Below are 15,513 nucleotides of genomic sequence, written 5' to 3' on the forward strand. Positions count from 1 at the left end.
GTGACCGAGGTGACCGTTTGCGACCCCTTCAGCGGCCGGATGACTGCGACGCGAGCGCGGCGTCCCGCGCGTCGGGGATCGGGATGGGCGTCGTGCCGGCGATCTCGTCGCTGAACTCCTCCGGCACCGGCTGCACCACGCGGATGGGGAGCGTCTCGTCGATCGTGAGGCGGAAGCGCCGCGACTCGTGGCGACGGACCCGGCCGGAGGCCAGCATCCAGGTCGCTCCGATGGCGAAGGCGACGAAAGCGCCGACCGCACCCAGCATGATGGCGACGCGCGGACCATACTCCGCGGCCACCCACCCGACGATGGGAGCGCCGATCGGCGTGCCCCCCATCAGGATCGCCATGTAGAGCGCGAGCACGCGGCCGCGGAGCGCCGGATCCGTCGTGGTCTGCACGTAGCCGTTGGCGGTGGTCAGCGTCGTCACGACGGCGAACCCGGTGACCATGAGCGTGAGTGCGTACAGCCAGTAGCTCGGCATGAACGCCGAGACCGTGGCGGCGACGGCGAACAGCGCCGTGCCGCCGATGACGAGCCGGATGCGCGCGCGATCCCGCCGCGCGGCCAGCAGCGCGCCGGCGAGCGACCCGACCGCGAGGATCGAGCTGAGCAGACCGTAGCCGTCGGCCTCCTGGCCGAACTCGATCGCCATCGTCGAGGCGAGGATCGGGAAGTTCATGCCGAACGCGCCGAGCAGGAACACCATCGCGAAGATGACGAGGATGTCCGGCCGCTTCTTCACATAGCGGAAGCCGTCGGCGAGGCGTCCGGAGCCGTTGGCGCGGGCGCGGGGGATGAGCTCATGCGTGCGGATGAGCATGAGCGCGACGATCATGCCGAGGAAGGTGACGCCGTTGACGAGGAACACCCAGCCCGTGCCGACCGCGACGATCACGATGCCGGCGACGGCAGGCCCGATCATGCGCGCGCCGTTGAAGGAGGCGGCATTCAGTGCGACCGCGTTGGAGGCGTTCTCGCGGGTCACGAGGTCGGACACGAACGCCTGTCGCGCGGGGTTGTCGAACGCCGAGACCACGCCGAGGGCGAGCGCGAAGGCGTACATGAKGGGGAGGGACATGACCCCTTGGAGGATCAGGATGCCGATCACGACGCCGATCACGAGCAGCAGCGACTGCGTGACCATGAGCAGACGCCGCCGGTCGAACCGGTCGGCGACCCAGCCCGTCGCCCCCACGAGCAGCAGCGGCGGAGCGAACTGCAGCGCCATCGTGATGCCCATCGCGGCGGCGTCGTTGTCGGTGAGCTCGGTCAGCACCACCCAGCTGAGCGCGGTGGCCTGCATCCAGGCGCCGATGTTCGACACGAGCGCGCCGATGAACCAGACGCGGTAGTTGAAGACCGAGAAGGAGCGGAACATCGCGCTCATCGGGCGGCCACCGCCAGCATGATCCCGGCGGCTTCGGCGAGCAGGTGACGCTGCTGCGGGGTGAGCGCGGCGAGCGCCTCCTCGAGCCACGCGTCGCGGCGCCGCACGGTCTCTTCGACGACCTCGCGTCCGGCATCCGTCAGCGAGAGGTTGACCTTGCGACGGTCGTCGATGTCCGGCGTGCGGGCGAGGTACCCGGACTCCTCGAGGCAGTTGACGGTGCGATTCATCGACGGCGACGACACCCGCTCACGGTCGGCGAGCTCCCCGAGGGTGTGCGGCCCGTGCATCTTGAGGGCTGCGAGCACCGCGAACTGACCGTCGCTCATGGCGTCGATCGCACGCTCGGCGCGCAGGCGGCGGGCGAGGCGGAAGGTCGCCATGCGGAGTTCGGATGCCTCGGCAGGCAGATCCTCGACGGTCGGGGCGGCAGGGGTATCCGTGGCGGGGCTCATAACGATCGTTAGCCTAGCTCATTAGCCTTGCTAAGTAAATCTCCATCGTGCTGCTGCGCGTCGAATCCCCGCACGGGGGGCGGGCTGCGGCATCCGATCTAGACTCATCCGCATGCCAGAGTTCACCGATGCACATGGCATCGACATCGTCTATGACGTCCATGCGGCCAAGACCACGCCCCGGGCTGTGGTGCAGCTGCTGCACGGTCTCGGAGAGCACGCCGGGCGGTACGCCGCGCTCGTGGAGTCCCTCACGAGCGAGGGCTACATCGTGTACGCGGACGACCACCGCGGGCACGGGCGCACCGGCATGAAGCAGCACGGCGACAAGGACAAGCTCGGCCGACTCGGACCCGGCGGGCACCGCGCCGCCGAGGATGCGCTCTGGCAGTTCACCCAGTTCATCCGCGCCGAGAACCCGGGGCTCCCGCTCGTGCTGCTCGGACACTCGTGGGGGTCGTTCCTCTCGCAGATCCTCGTCAACGATCACCCGGACGGATACGACGCGCTCATCCTCTCGGGATCGGCGCTGCGGTGGCCCGGGTCGCTGAATGCGGGCGACCTCAACGCACCGTGGAAGCACAAGGACGCCAAGGGCGTCGAGTGGCTGTCGTCCGACCTCACGGTCGGCGATGCGTTCCTCGAAGACCAGCTCACCACGAGCCAGCCCATGCTGAAGCTCTTCGGACCGATGGCGGCGTTTCGCATCTTCGGCAAGCCGCGCAGGAACCTGGGGCACGACATCCCGGCCCTCCTGCTGGTGGGACGCGACGACACCGTCGGCGGCCCGCGCAGCGTTCACAAGCTCGCCGAGGCCTACCGCACCCGGTCGGGGCTGACGGATGTGACGACGCTCGTCTACCCGGGCGCGCGCCACGAGATCTTCAATGAGGTCGTGCAGGCCGACGTCCGCGCCGACGTCGTGGCGTGGCTCGACAAGCGGTTCCCCGCGCGCGACTGAGCCCCAGCGCGCGGCGCTGGACGTCGAGCATTGACGTGGAGCCCAGGGAACGGGCATGCTGACACTTAGCGCTAGCGGTGGGAGCGCTCCCACGGGTGGTGCGGCGTCGACAGAGCAGTCGGCGCGGTCGATGAAGACCTAGCAGAGGAGCCGTTTCATGTCCCCCCAACTCCGCCCATCCCGCCATCGCTCGCGGATCGTGCTCGGAGCCGTCGCGCTCCTGGCCGGTTCGCTCGCGCTCCCGCTAGGCGCGACCGCCGCCGCGGGCGCGGAACCCGGCCTCGCCGGTTCGACGCTGTTCGTCAATCCGTTCAGCACCACCCTCGAGGCGGCGCAATCGCTCGACGGACGGGCCCGCGACGACGCCCAGCTGCTGGGGAGCATCCCATCCGCGGAGTGGTTCACGAAAGGCACGCCTGCCGAAGTCGAGACCGCGGCGCGCCGCTACGTCGACCGCGCCAGCGAAGTGGGCGCGATGCCGGTCCTGGTCGCGTACAACCTGCCGTTCCGCGACTGCGCGCAGTACTCCGCGGGCGGGGCGGCCAGCACCGCCGACTACGAGGCGTGGATCGACGGGCTCGTCGCCGGCATCGGCGGCCGCCCGGCGACCGTGATCCTGGAGCCCGATGGCCTCGGCATCATTCCGCATTACACGACCATCAACGGCGACCACGAGTGGTGCCGGCCGGCCGACGCCGATGCCGCCACTGCTGCGGCCGATCGTTTCGCCCAGCTCAACTACGCCGTCGACGCGCTCGGCGGGTCGGCAGCGACATCCGTCTATCTCGACGGCACGCACAGCGGCTGGCTCGGCGTCGGCGATATCTCGGATCGCCTCATCAGGGCGGGTGTCCAGCGGGCCGAAGGGTTTTTCCTCAACGCGTCGAACTACGTCGAGACCGAACGGCTCGCCAAGTACGGCACCTGGGTCTCGGACTGCATCAACCTGTCGGTGAACTCCTGGTGGGAGCCCGGTTGGTGCGCGAGCCAGTACTACCCTGCGAACCCCTCGGACTTCTCGACGTGGGGGCTCTCCGACGCCGAGTACGCCAAGGCGTATGCGCAGACGGGCGTCACACGCGACCCGGCGACCCAGGCGCACTTCGTCCTCGACACCAGCCGCAACGGAGAGGGCCCATGGTCGGGTCCGGCCGCGGCGTACCCGGGTGCGCCGGCGGGCGCCGACCCCCAGGTGTGGTGCAACCCGCCCGAGCGCGGACTCGGGGCGCTGCCGACGACCAGCACGGGTGACGCACTCATCGATGCTTACCTGTGGATCAAAGTCCCCGGCGAGTCGGACGGCCAGTGCTACCGCGGCACGGGAGGCCCGCTCGACCCCGAGCGCGGCATCGAGGACCCTGCGGCGGGTCAGTGGTTCGTCGAACAGGCGCATGAGCTCATCGAATTCGCCGAGCCACCGATCGACCCTCTCGACTGCCACGTGAGCTGGGATGCGGCGGGTGCAGGCAACGCGTTCTCGGCCAAGCTCCACGTCGACGGTGCGACCGGGCTGCCGCTGTCATTCGTATGGTCCGGCGACCAGAAGGCCACCAAGGCCACGCGCGCCACCGTCAGCCAGGCCGGTCACGTGGTGACCCTCACGGCGAACGGCGCATCCAAGCCCGGAAAGGCGCCCGACGTCGTACTGAGCGGGAAGGGCTCCGCTGAACAGCCGTGGATCTTCTGGCTCGACGGGAAGGCCTGCACCTCCGATTGACCGGGAGAGGGGAGCGGACTGACTCAGTCCGCTCCCTTTCCCATGGGGACCGGATGCCGAGCCGCGACGAATCCCACGGCGAAACCACCCGGTTCACGCGAAACCACCGAGTCCTGCGCGCGAAACTTTGTGGTTTCGGCAGAACTCGGTGGTTTCGCGCTGAGCCAGCCGGAGCTGGCTCAGCGGAGGGCGTCAGCTCGAGGAGAGCGTCAGTTGGACGACCAGCGGGGGACAGACCCGCCGCCGGTCGCGCGCCGTGCGCCGCCGCCGCGGGGGGCGCTGCTGCTGCGCGGAGCGCCGTCCTGGCGGGGCTGACCGCCACCCGAGCGACCGCCACCGGTGCTGGCGCCGCCGGAGCGACCGCCACCGGTGCCGGCGCCGGAGCGACCGCCGMCCGTGCTCGCGCCGACAGTCGCTCCACCGGAGCGTCCGCCGCCGGAGCGCGATGCGCCGCCGCGGCCGCCACCCGAGGGGGCGCCGGTGCGAGGTGCGCCGCCGCCGTTGCGGGGGCGTCCGCCGGAACGCTGCTGCTGGGGCTGCTCGGTGACGGGAGCCGGCTTGACGTGCGCGGCCGGCTCACCGACCAGCTCGACGATGGTCGCGGCATCCGCGGCGACGCGCTCGAGAGGCGCGGTGATCTGCGCCTTGCGGAGCAGGTCGGTGACGTCCCGGCGCTGCGCGTCCAGGGCGACCGTGACGACGATGCCCTCGGCGCCGGCGCGGGCGGTGCGGCCCGAGCGGTGCAGGTACGACTTGTGCTCCATGGGCGGGTCGACGTGCACGACCAGCTCGACGTCGTCGACGTGCACACCACGCGCAGCGACATCCGTCGCCACGAGCACGCGCACGCCGCCCTTGTCGGCATCCGCTCCGAACGCGGCGAGGTTGCGCTCGCGGGCGTTCTGCGAGAGGTTGCCGTGCAGGTCGACGGCCGGGATGCCGGCGCCGGTGAGCTGCTTGGCGAGCTTCTTCGCCTGGTGCTTGGTGCGGGTGAACAGGATGCGGCGGCCGCGGCCGGACGCGAGGTGCTTGACGAGAGCGGTCTTCTCGTCGGCGTCGCCGACGATGAACACGCGGTGGGTCATCTGGCCCTGCGGAACGCTGGACTCGTCGACCTGGTGGCGCACCTCGTCGCGAAGGAATCGGCGCACGAGGGTGTCGACGCCGCCGTCGAGGGTCGCGCTGAAGAGCATGCGCTGGCCGCCCTGCGGCGTGGCGGTGAGGATGCGGGTGACGCCGGGGAGGAAGCCCAGGTCGGCCATGTGGTCGGCCTCGTCGAGCACGGTGATCTCGACGCGGTCGAGGCGCACGACGCCCTGCTTCATGAGGTCTTCGAGCCGGCCGGGGCAGGCCACGACGATGTCGACGCCGTTGCGCAGCGCGGTCTCCTGCGGCTTCTGGCTGACGCCGCCGAAGATCGTGGTGACCTTGAGGCCGGTCGCCGCGGCGAGGGGCTGGAGGGTCGCGGCGATCTGCGAGGCGAGCTCGCGGGTCGGGGCGAGGATCAGGCCGCGGGGCCGTCCGGGGGTGACGCGGGCGGCCGAGCCGCCGGAGAGGCGCGCAATCATGGGCAGCGCGAAGGCGATGGTCTTGCCGGAGCCGGTGCGGCCGCGGCCGAGCACGTCGCGACCCGCGAGCGAGTCGGGCAGGGTGTCGGCCTGGATGGGGAAGGGCTCGGTGATGCCGGAGGCGACGAGCGAGTGGGCGAGGGCCTCGGGCACGCCGAGGTCAAGGAAAGAGGGCATGGGGATGCTTTCGTGGTTGCAAGCTCGCGGATCGTCCGGCAGAGCGAGGGAGTTGGGCGACGGCGCGGGATCGCGCATCGGTTCGCCGATCGAAAAGACGTCGCGGCTCAGAAGGCCGGGAATCATGACGTCGACGCAGCAGCTTGGGAGAGCCGCAGCCTTCACCTTAGCAGGCGGTTGTGCCGCGACCCTGTGCGTCGGCCCCGCCGGCCGGCGCCGTGCGCCCGGCGGCCCGCCGTCCCGCGCCGCGGACCGGCACGCCTAGGCTGAGCGTCATGCACGGCGAATTCAAGGTGCCCGGTGGAAAGCTCGTCGTCGTCGACCTCGAGGTGCGTGACGGCCGCATCGCGGAATTCCGCCTCGCGGGCGACTTCTTCCTCGAACCCGACACCGCCCTCGACGACATCGACGAGGCGGTGAACGGATTGCCCGTGGAGACGGATGCCTCGGCCATCGCCGCAGCCGTGCGCGCGGCTCTCCCCGAGGGCGCGCAGCTGCTGGGCTTCACCCCCGAGGCGGTGGCCACCACTGTGCGGCGGGCCCTCGTGACGGCGCCGGGCTGGCGCGACTTCTCGTGGGAGATCGTGCACGAGAAGCCGGTCTCGCCGCGGATGAACCTCGCGCTCGACGAGGTGCTGACCGGGCGCGTCGGCGACGGCCGGCGCAAGCCGACCCTCCGCCTCTGGGAGTGGAACGAGTCCGCCGTGGTCATCGGATCGTTCCAGTCGTATCGCAACGAGGTCGACCCGGAGGGGGCCGCGCGCCACGGCTACGACGTGGTCCGCCGGATCTCGGGTGGGGGCGCGATGATGATGGGTGCGAACTCGATCGTGACGTACTCGCTGTACGTCCCGGCATCCCTCGTCGCGGGGATGACCTTCGCCGACTCGTACGCGTTCCTGGACGACTGGGTGCTGCAGGCGCTGCGCTCGCTCGGGATCGACGCGACCTATCAGCCGCTCAACGACATCGCGTCGCCGCAGGGCAAGATCGGCGGGGCCGCGCAGAAGCGCCTGGCGAACGGCGGGGTGCTGCACCACGCCACGATGAGCTACGACATGGACGGCCAGGTCATGACCGAGGTGCTGCGCATCGGCCGCGAGAAGCTCAGCGACAAGGGCACCGCCTCGGCCGCCAAGCGCGTCGACCCGCTGCGGCGTCAGACCGGGCTGTCTCGCGAGGCGATCATCGAGCGGCTCAAGGAGACGTTCGCGAACCTCTACGGCGCCGCGCCTGGACACATCACCGACGACGAGTACGCCGAGGCCGAGGCCCTCGTCGCGACGAAGTTCTCGTCCGACGCCTGGCTGCACCGCGTCCCGTGACGGTCCCTGAGCCTGTCGAAGGGCCGACCGTCGGCCGCGTCACCATCCACGAGGGCGACAACCTCCAGGTGATCCGCGGCTTCGCCGACGGCTCGTTCACCCTCATCTACCTCGATCCGCCGTTCAACACCGGCCGGGTGCAGGCGAAATCGGTCCAGACGGCGACCTCATCGGGCGGTGGAGCGGATGCCGGTGCCGTCGTCCGCCGCGGCTTCCACGGCCGGGAGTACGAGCGGCTGAGCGGCGACCTGCGCAGCTACGACGACAGGTTCGGCGACTACTGGAGCTTCCTGGAGCCGCGACTGATCGAGGCGTGGCGACTGCTCGCCGCCGACGGCACGCTCTACCTGCACCTGGACTACCGCGAGTCGCACTACGCGAAAGTCCTGATGGACGCCCTGTTCGGCCGCGACCGCTTCCTCAACGAGCTCATCTGGGCGTACGACTACGGGGCGAAGAGCCGACGCCGCTGGCCCACCAAGCACGACACGATCCTCGTCTACGTCAAAGATCCCGCAGGCTACTGGTTCGACTCGGAGGCGGTCGACCGCGAGCCCTACATGGCACCAGGCCTCGTCACCCCCGAGAAGGCGGCGCGCGGCAAGCTCCCCACCGACGTCTGGTGGCACACGATCGTGCCGACCGCAGGACGCGAGAAGACCGGGTACCCGACCCAGAAGCCCGAGGGCATCCTGCGCCGGATCGTGCAGGCCTCCACACGCCCCGGCGATCGGGTGCTCGACTTCTTCGCCGGCAGCGGCACCACGGGCGCGGTCGCGTCGGCGCTCGGTCGCGAGGCCGTGCTGGTCGACGACAACCCTGCCGCGATCGCCGTGATGCGGGAACGGATGCCGCATGCCGAGGTCGAGGGGAATCCCCTCCTAGGCTGAACCCATGCGATTCGGAACCTTCATTCCCCAGGGCTGGCGCTTCGACCTCGTCGGCATCGATCCGGCCGACCAGTGGCGGGCGATGTCAACGCTCGCCCGGCAGGCCGATGAAGGTCCCTGGGAGTCGCTCTGGGTGTACGACCATTTCCACACCACTCCCGTCCCGAGCGAGGAGGCCACCCACGAGGCCTGGACGCTGATGGCCGCCTTCGCCGCCTCGACCAGCCGCATCCGCCTCGGCCAGATGTGCACGTGCATGGGGTACCGCAGCCCCGCCTATCTCGCGAAGGTCGCCGCGACCGTCGATGTCATCTCCGGCGGACGTGCCGAGATGGGCATCGGCGGCGGGTGGTACGAGCACGAGTGGCGCGCGTACGGCTACGGGTTCCCGCCCGTTCCGGAGCGCCTGCGGATGCTGCGCGAAGGCGTCGAGATCATGCACCAGGCCTGGACCACCGGCGAGGCGACCCTGGACGGCACGCATTACCAGGTCGACCGGGCGATCGTCCGGCCGCTGCCGCTGCAGGAGGGCGGCATCCCGCTCTGGGTCGCGGGAGCCGGCGAGAAGGTGACGCTCAAGATCGCGGCGCAGTACGCGGCGTACACGAACTTCGCCGGAGACCTCGAGGAGTTCGATCGCAAGAGCGAGATCCTCCGCGGGCACTGCGATGCGCGCGGCCGCGACTTCGCGGAGATCACCCGGTCGTCGAACTTCAACACGATCGTGGGTGCAACCGAGGCCGAGGCATCCGATCGCCTCGCCGCGGTGAAGGCGCGACTGCTGCCGCACGTCGGCCAGGACCGCGCCGACGCGATCGAGCACGACTACCGCACGTCCGACGGGTTCGGCACCGCCGAACAGGTCGCCGAGCGCCTCGCGCTGCGCGCCGAGCACGGGCTCGGCTACGCGATCCACTACTTCCCCGAGGCGGCGTACGACCGCTCCGGGCTCGATCTCTTCGAGCGCGAGGTCATCGGCGCGCTGGCCTGACCTGTCTCCAGCGCTCGCGCGGTCGAAACCTGGAAACGCGGTCGTCCTGTTCGGGCGCGTCTGGCGGTTTCGGCCGCGCGAACGAATCAGACGCCGGGATCGCCTGCCCGAGCCCGCGCCCCGGGGCTACATCAGCGCGAGCACGCTCGCGAACGCGTTCGGCATCACCGCGGGGGTCGAGGGGTCGCCGTCGAAGACGCGTCCGGCGGCGATGTCGGTGGCCCAGGACGTCCAGCCGGGGTCGCCGTCCCGCACGAACGCGGTCGCGGCTCCGTGTACTGCGGCGGCGAGAGCGGCCGGCGGGGCGTCTCCGGCAATGGCCGACACGCCGTCGGCGTCCAGGCAGTCGAACCAGAACGGCACGTCGAGGCAGTGCACGGCCCAGCCCATCTTCGGCGATGACCACGCGAAGCGGTACACCCAGGTCTGCGAGTCCGCGCGCTGCGCGTGGCGGATGTCGGCGATGCGCACGACCGCGGTGCGGAACAGCTTGTCGGTCATGTACCGGCCGAGGATGGCCGCGGTGCCCTTCGAGCGCGACTCCTCGTTCGCGGCGAGATACTCCTTGCGTCCGGCCCGGCGAAGGCCGAGCTGGCCGAGCGCGAGTGACACCGGCACGAAGCGCAGCTTGCCTTTCTGCCCGTCGGTGATCATCGTGAACTCGTCATCCGTCGCGCCCAGCACGAGCGGCTTGTCGGCGCCGACGCCGGCCCGCAGCGACGCCAGCGTCGACCGGGGGATGAGGTCGCCGTCGATGGCCGGCCCCCAAGGGAGGCCTTCGTCGAGGAACACGCGCACGCCCGCCATGGGGTTGCGGCCCTCAGGTGCGCTGGCCTTCTCCTGCAGTTCGAGCAGCCGCGCTTCCGGCACGGACGCGAACCCCTCGCGGGTCGGCGGCACACCTGCGAGCTTCGCGAGCTGAGCCGAGAGTTTCCACGCGCGCTCCGGGGCGATGTCGCCGAGCGCGCCGGAGAGCACCCAGACCGCATGGAAGAGGTGCTGCGCGGCCGGCATGCCGAGGAGGGTCAGCACGGCGCCGCCGCCCGCGGACTGGCCGGCGATCGTCACCCGGTCGGGGTCGCCGCCGAACGCCGCGATGTTGTCGCGCACCCACTCCAGGGCGGCGATCCAGTCGCGAACCCCGCGGTTCGAGGGGGCGCCCTGGATGTGCCCGAAGCCGTCGAAGCCCAGCCGGTACGAGACCGAGACCGTCACCACGCCGTCGCGGTTGAAGGAGCGACCGTCGTACCAGGGGCTCGCGGGCGAACCCGCCGTGTAGCCGCCGCCGTGGATGTAGACGAGCACCGGGAGCGAGGCATCCGTGGATCCCGGAACGGGGGTGAAGACGTTCACGTTGAGGGTCGACTCGCCGGGAACTGACGGCTCAGGGATCAGCGTGATGCCCTTGTCGCCGCGCTGGGCCGTCGCGCCGAATTCCACGGCATCGCGGATGCCCTCCCACGGCTCCGGCGGCACCGGCGCGGCGAACCGGAGGTCGCCGACCGGAGCCTGGGCGAACGGGATGCCGAGGAACGCGGCGGATGCCTCGGCAGTGCCGGGCTCGCCGCGCCAGAAGCCGCGCACCCGCCCGGGGGCGATCGCCACGACGGGAGTCTGGGTATCGATGATCATGCGGGGTTCGTTTCCTTGGTCGGGACCGTGAGCGCGTCGAAGAGCTGGCCGACGATGCCCGCCATGTCCACGTCGGGCTCGAGCATCCATTGCAGCTGCAAGCCGTCCGAGACGGCCTGGAGGATTCGGGCGAGGGTCTCGGGATCGATGGCGGTGGAGATCTCGCCCGCTTGGCGACGCTCGGTCAGCGCCGCAGCGAAAAGGCCGCGCAGGTGCTGGCCTCTGTCGAGGAAGAACCTGTGGGCCGGATGCTGGGGATCGGCCGCGTCGACGGAGAGCTGCGAGTAGAGCTGCACGAGGCCGGGGACATGGGTGTTGTGGCGGATGACGGCGATGTAGCCCTCGCGCAGATCGTCCGCAGAAGGGTTCGTCAGGGTGGCCGCGCCGTACTCGGTCATGTCGACGTCGTCGCGCTTGCGGACGATCTCGGTGAACAGCTCTTCCTTGCTGTCGAAGTAGTGCAGGAGCCCGGCCTGACTGAGGCCCACGGCATCCGCCAGCTCCTTCACCGACGCGCCGCGATAGCCCTCGCGGGCGATCACCTCGAGAGCCCCCTCGAGGATCTCCTCGCGCTTCGCGATGCCTTTCGCGTAGGAACCGCGTCGTCCTGGTTGCACCGTTGCCATACGCCCCAGTAAACCCGAACAATGCTTGATTTTCAATACCGAGTGTCATAAGGTTTCTGTGACGGCACACCGACGAGCCGTCGTTGAACCATTGAGGACCAACATGACAATGCCGTCAGAGTCAATCGCTCCGGTCGAGGAGCCCCTCGACATCGCCTTCATCGAGGAGGCCGCGGGCAATGACGACCCGCCCACGCCGATCAAGGGTGTGCGGCGCCTGCTGTGGTGGATCATCCCGTCCAACTTCGCGATCTTCCTCATCTGGGGCGCGGTTCCGGGCATCCTCCTCCCCGCCCAGATCACCGGACTGGACCCGGCGAACAAGGTCATCAACCTCGCGATCGTCGCGACGGTCGGCTCGTTCGCCGCGATGCTTGCGCAGCCGATCGCCGGTCAGGTCTCCGACCGCACCCGGTCGCGCTTCGGGCGTCGTGCGCCGTGGATCATCATCGGAGCGCTCGCCGGCGGCCTCGCCCTCGTCGGGCTCGCGTTCGCGAACACGTTCGTCGGGATCCTGATCGCGATGACGCTCGTTCAGATCTGCTTCAACTTCGCGCAGGGCCCGCTGAGCGCGATCCTGCCGGACCGCGTGCCGATCGCCCGTCGCGGCACGTTCTCGGCGCTGTCCGGCATCGGACTCATGGTCGGAGCGCTCGGCGGCTCGATCATCGGATCGATGTTCCTGCACAGCATCGCCCTCGGCTACGTCATCTTCGCCGTGTTCTCGCTCGTCACGCTTTCGCTGTTCGTCCTCCTCAACCCCGACTACTCGAGCAAGGACCTTCCGCGCGAGCCGTTCAGCGTCGTGGACTTCCTGAAGACCTTCTGGGTCAACCCCGTCAAGCACCCCGACTTCTTCTGGGCCTTCACGGGTCGCCTGCTGCTCTACACCGGCTACTTCACGGTCACGGGCTACCAGTTCTTCATCCTCACTGACTACCTCGGCGTCGAAGATCCCGCGACCGTCATCCCGCTGCTCGGCATCCTGAGCCTCGTCGGCATCCTGGTCTCCACCATCGTGGCAGGGCCGCTCTCCGACAAGATCGGCCGGCGCAAGCCGTTCATCTTCGGCTCGTCGGTGTTCGTCGGACTCGCGATGCTCATCCCGATCGTCTCGCCCACCATCGGGGCGTGGATGCTCATGACGTTCATCTCCGGCTTCGGCTTCGGCATGTTCCAGGCGGTCGACACGGCCCTCATGAGCCAGGTGCTCCCCTCGGCGAAGTCGTTCGCGAAGGACCTCGGCGTCGTCAACATCGCCGCGACCCTCCCGCAGATGCTGGCTCCCGCCGTCGCCGGCGCGATCGTCCTCACCTTCGGCTACGTCGGCCTGTTCCCGGTCGGCATCGTGCTGAGCATCCTCGGCGCCTTCGCGGTGCTCCCGATCAAGGCATCCCGCTGATCGCGGACGCCCTCACCCACCCACGGAATCGATACGAAAGCAGCGCAATGACTGACACCAGCACCCTCACCGACGTCCCGGCACTCGTCGCCGACCTCACCCTCGAAGAGAAGGCCTCGCTCACGAGCGGCGCGAGCTTCTGGACGACCAAGCCCGTCGAGCGCGTCGGCATCCCCGCCGTGATGCTCACCGATGGCCCGCACGGCCTGCGCAAGCAGGCGCAGGGGGGCGACCACCTCGGCCTCGGCGACAGCGTGCCGGCCACGTGCTTCCCGCCCGCCGTCGCATTGGGCTCGTCCTGGGACGCCGAACTGGCCGAGCGGGTCGGCGTCGCCCTCGGCGTCGAGTCGTCGATCGAAGACGTCGCGGTCATCCTCGGACCGGGCGCCAACATCAAGCGCTCCCCGCTGTGCGGGCGCAACTTCGAGTACCTCTCCGAGGATCCGATCGTCTCGGGCGTCATGGGCGCCGCGCTGGTCAACGGCATCCAGTCCACCGGCGTCGGCGCGTCGCTCAAGCACTTCGCGGCGAACAACCAGGAGAACGACCGCATGCGCTCCTCGAGCGACATCGACCCGCGGCCGCTGCGCGAGATCTACCTGCGCAGCTTCCAGCGCGTTGTCCAGGACGCTCAGCCGCACACCGTGATGTGCTCGTACAACCGCGTCAACGGCGTGTACGCGTCGGAGAACCCGTTCCTGCTCACCCAGGTGCTGCGCGACGAGTGGGGCTTCGAGGGTCTTGTGGTCTCGGACTGGGGCGCCGTCAACGAGCGCGTCGCCGCCCTCGCGGCCGGTCTCGACCTCGAGATGCCCGCCAGCGGTGGAGCGACGGATGCCGAGCTCGTCGCCGCGGTGCGCGATGGGTCGCTCGACGAGAAGCACCTGGATGCCTCCGCGCAGCGCGTCGCGAAGCTCGCGCTGCGCTGGGCCGAGACCGAGCGCGTCGAGGGTCCCCTCGACGTCGACGCCCACCACGCCCTCGCCCGCGAGGCCGCCGGCCGCTCGATCGTTCTGCTGAAGAACGACGCCCTTCGACCGGCTCAGGGACCGATCCTCCCGCTCGCGGCCGACGCCTCGCTCGCGGTTATCGGCCTCTTCGCTGACAAGCCCCGCTACCAGGGCGCCGGCTCGTCGATGATCCACCCGACGCGCCTCGACGACGCGCTCACCGCGATCCGCGAGGTCGCGACCGACGTGACGTACGCGCAGGGCTTCACGACCGCCGTCGACACCGACCCCGCCGAGACCGCACGCCTGCGCGACGAGGCCGTGACCGCGGCATCCGCTGCGCACACCGCCGTCGTCTTCATCGGTCTGCCGGCCCGCCTCGAGTCGGAGGGCTACGACCGCGAGGACATCGACCTGCCCGCCGACCAGCTCGCCCTCGTCGACGCCGTGCTCGCGGCCAACCCGCGCACCGTCGTCGTGCTCTCCAACGGCAGTGTGGTCGCGCTCCCGTTCTCAGACCGCGTGCCCGCGATCGTCGAGGCCTGGCTGCTCGGCCAGGCCGGCGGCTCGGCCACCGCGGACGTGCTCTTCGGCACGGTCAACCCCTCGGGCAAGCTCGCCGAGACGGTGCCGCTGCGGCTCGAGGACACCCCGGCGTTCCTCAACTTCCCCGGCGAAGACGGCCACGTCCGCTACGGCGAGGGACTGTTCGTCGGCTACCGCTGGTACGAGGCGCGCCGCATGCAGATCGCGTTCCCGTTCGGCCACGGCCTCTCGTACACGACGTTCGGATACGGGGATGCCGCAGCCGCGGTGACCGCGGACGGCGACGTCGAGGTGCGCATCACGGTGACGAACACGGGCGACCGTGCCGGTCGCGAGGTCGTGCAGGCGTACACATCGCTGCCCGGCTCGGCCGTGCAGCGGGCGCCGAAGGAGCTCAAGGCCTTCGCGCTCGTCGCGCTCGAGGCGGGGGAGTCGCGCGAGGTGACCCTCACGGTTCGTCGCGCCGACCTGGCCTACTGGCACGTCCGCGCCGACCGCTGGGTCGTCGAGGGTGGCGACTACACGGTCGCCGTCGGAGCGTCGAGCAGCGACATCCGCTCGACCGTCGAGGTCGCGGTCGACGGTGACGCGGTCTCGCTGCCGCTCACGCGCGAGTCGTCGCTCGGCGAGGTGTTCGCCCACCCGGTCGCCGGCCCGATGGTGCAGGCCGCGATGGCCGGCATGGCCGAGATGATGGAGGGCGCGGCGTCGATCATGCCCGAGGGCGTCTCGATGGACAAGATGATGGAGTCGTTCCCGGTCGGCCGCATCGGGATGATGGCCGGCGGCTCGGTCAGCCCCGAGATGATCGACGGCCTGATCGCGATGGCGAACGCCTCGCAGCAGTAGTCCGGCACGACCCGCCGGTCGTTGAGCGAGC

At 70.1% G+C, this 15,513-nt stretch carries 12 protein-coding genes; 7 read left to right on the forward strand and 5 right to left on the reverse strand.

Going from position 1 to position 15,513, the window contains the following annotated elements:
• Nucleotides 1–28 precede the first annotated feature (28 nt).
• Together ACXJ3V_RS12420 and ACXJ3V_RS12425 are read right to left on the reverse strand one after the other, a co-directional pair.
• Complete coding sequence (locus ACXJ3V_RS12420) at nt 29–1,384, reverse strand: MFS transporter (protein WP_457100725.1); 1,356 nt, start codon at nt 1,382–1,384, stop codon at nt 29–31.
• 5 nt (nt 1,385–1,389) lie between these two features.
• The gene (locus tag ACXJ3V_RS12425) at nt 1,390–1,848 is read right to left on the reverse strand and encodes a MarR family winged helix-turn-helix transcriptional regulator (RefSeq protein WP_457100624.1); all 459 of its coding nucleotides are present in this window, start codon (nt 1,846–1,848) and stop codon (nt 1,390–1,392) included.
• 112 nt (nt 1,849–1,960) lie between these two features.
• On the opposite strand from ACXJ3V_RS12425, the gene ACXJ3V_RS12430 reads away from it, so the two are divergent.
• Both ACXJ3V_RS12430 and ACXJ3V_RS12435 read left to right on the forward strand, forming a co-directional pair.
• Complete coding sequence (locus tag ACXJ3V_RS12430) at nt 1,961–2,809, forward strand: alpha/beta hydrolase (protein WP_457100625.1); 849 nt, start codon at nt 1,961–1,963, stop codon at nt 2,807–2,809.
• A gap of 157 nt (nt 2,810–2,966) precedes the next feature.
• Nucleotides 2,967–4,526, forward strand: a complete 1,560-nt coding sequence (locus ACXJ3V_RS12435) for a glycoside hydrolase family 6 protein (protein ID WP_457100626.1) — start codon at nt 2,967–2,969, stop codon at nt 4,524–4,526.
• A gap of 209 nt (nt 4,527–4,735) precedes the next feature.
• Here ACXJ3V_RS12435 and ACXJ3V_RS12440 read toward each other — a convergent pair whose 3' ends face one another.
• On the reverse strand, nt 4,736–6,271 hold the full coding sequence (locus tag ACXJ3V_RS12440; protein ID WP_457100627.1) for a DEAD/DEAH box helicase: 1,536 nt from the start codon (nt 6,269–6,271) through the stop codon (nt 4,736–4,738).
• A gap of 275 nt (nt 6,272–6,546) precedes the next feature.
• On the opposite strand from ACXJ3V_RS12440, the gene ACXJ3V_RS12445 reads away from it, so the two are divergent.
• The 3 genes from ACXJ3V_RS12445 to ACXJ3V_RS12455 are packed head-to-tail and all read left to right on the forward strand — an operon-like array spanning nt 6,547 to nt 9,477.
• Nucleotides 6,547–7,596 carry a lipoate--protein ligase family protein gene (locus tag ACXJ3V_RS12445; protein WP_457100628.1) on the forward strand — a complete coding sequence of 350 codons (1,050 nt, stop codon included), beginning with the start codon at nt 6,547–6,549 and terminating at the stop codon, nt 7,594–7,596.
• A complete protein-coding gene (locus ACXJ3V_RS12450; protein WP_457100629.1) occupies nt 7,593–8,486 on the forward strand; it encodes a DNA-methyltransferase in 894 nt (297 codons plus the stop codon). Before ACXJ3V_RS12445 ends, ACXJ3V_RS12450 begins: the two co-directional genes overlap by 4 nt.
• Before the next feature lie 4 nt (nt 8,487–8,490).
• A complete protein-coding gene (locus ACXJ3V_RS12455) occupies nt 8,491–9,477 on the forward strand; it encodes an LLM class F420-dependent oxidoreductase (RefSeq protein ID WP_457100630.1) in 987 nt (328 codons plus the stop codon).
• Between the two features lie 126 nt (nt 9,478–9,603).
• Here the strand turns inward: ACXJ3V_RS12455 and ACXJ3V_RS12460 are convergent, their stop codons facing one another.
• Both ACXJ3V_RS12460 and ACXJ3V_RS12465 read right to left on the reverse strand, forming a co-directional pair.
• Nucleotides 9,604–11,109 carry a carboxylesterase/lipase family protein gene (locus ACXJ3V_RS12460; protein WP_457100631.1) on the reverse strand — a complete coding sequence of 502 codons (1,506 nt, stop codon included), beginning with the start codon at nt 11,107–11,109 and terminating at the stop codon, nt 9,604–9,606.
• Nucleotides 11,106–11,735 carry a TetR/AcrR family transcriptional regulator gene (locus tag ACXJ3V_RS12465; protein WP_457100632.1) on the reverse strand — a complete coding sequence of 210 codons (630 nt, stop codon included), beginning with the start codon at nt 11,733–11,735 and terminating at the stop codon, nt 11,106–11,108. Before ACXJ3V_RS12465 ends, ACXJ3V_RS12460 begins: the two co-directional genes overlap by 4 nt.
• Before the next feature lie 103 nt (nt 11,736–11,838).
• On the opposite strand from ACXJ3V_RS12465, the gene ACXJ3V_RS12470 reads away from it, so the two are divergent.
• Both ACXJ3V_RS12470 and ACXJ3V_RS12475 read left to right on the forward strand, forming a co-directional pair.
• Nucleotides 11,839–13,137: an MFS transporter gene (locus ACXJ3V_RS12470; RefSeq protein WP_457100633.1), complete on the forward strand. Its 1,299-nt coding sequence runs from the start codon at nt 11,839–11,841 to the stop codon at nt 13,135–13,137.
• Between the two features lie 47 nt (nt 13,138–13,184).
• The gene (locus ACXJ3V_RS12475; protein WP_457100634.1) at nt 13,185–15,482 is read left to right on the forward strand and encodes a glycoside hydrolase family 3 C-terminal domain-containing protein; all 2,298 of its coding nucleotides are present in this window, start codon (nt 13,185–13,187) and stop codon (nt 15,480–15,482) included.
• The last annotated feature ends 31 nt before the right edge of the window (nt 15,483–15,513 follow it).

Source organism: Microbacterium sp. P5_E9 (assembly GCF_054049175.1).

Bases quoted from the DNA above. Each gene is read 5' to 3' on its own strand.
- ACXJ3V_RS12425 (WP_457100624.1), bottom strand. From the start codon at position 1,848: ATGAGCCCCGCCACGGATACCCCTGCCGCCCCGACCGTCGAGGATCTG.
- ACXJ3V_RS12455 (WP_457100630.1), top strand. From the start codon at position 8,491: ATGCGATTCGGAACCTTCATTCCCCAGGGCTGGCGCTTCGACCTCGTC.
- ACXJ3V_RS12445 (WP_457100628.1), top strand. From the start codon at position 6,547: ATGCACGGCGAATTCAAGGTGCCCGGTGGAAAGCTCGTCGTCGTCGAC.
- ACXJ3V_RS12475 (WP_457100634.1), top strand. From the start codon at position 13,185: ATGACTGACACCAGCACCCTCACCGACGTCCCGGCACTCGTCGCCGAC.
- ACXJ3V_RS12460 (WP_457100631.1), bottom strand. From the start codon at position 11,109: ATGATCATCGATACCCAGACTCCCGTCGTGGCGATCGCCCCCGGGCGG.
- ACXJ3V_RS12430 (WP_457100625.1), top strand. From the start codon at position 1,961: ATGCCAGAGTTCACCGATGCACATGGCATCGACATCGTCTATGACGTC.
- ACXJ3V_RS12465 (WP_457100632.1), bottom strand. From the start codon at position 11,735: ATGGCAACGGTGCAACCAGGACGACGCGGTTCCTACGCGAAAGGCATC.
- ACXJ3V_RS12470 (WP_457100633.1), top strand. From the start codon at position 11,839: ATGACAATGCCGTCAGAGTCAATCGCTCCGGTCGAGGAGCCCCTCGAC.
- ACXJ3V_RS12435 (WP_457100626.1), top strand. From the start codon at position 2,967: ATGTCCCCCCAACTCCGCCCATCCCGCCATCGCTCGCGGATCGTGCTC.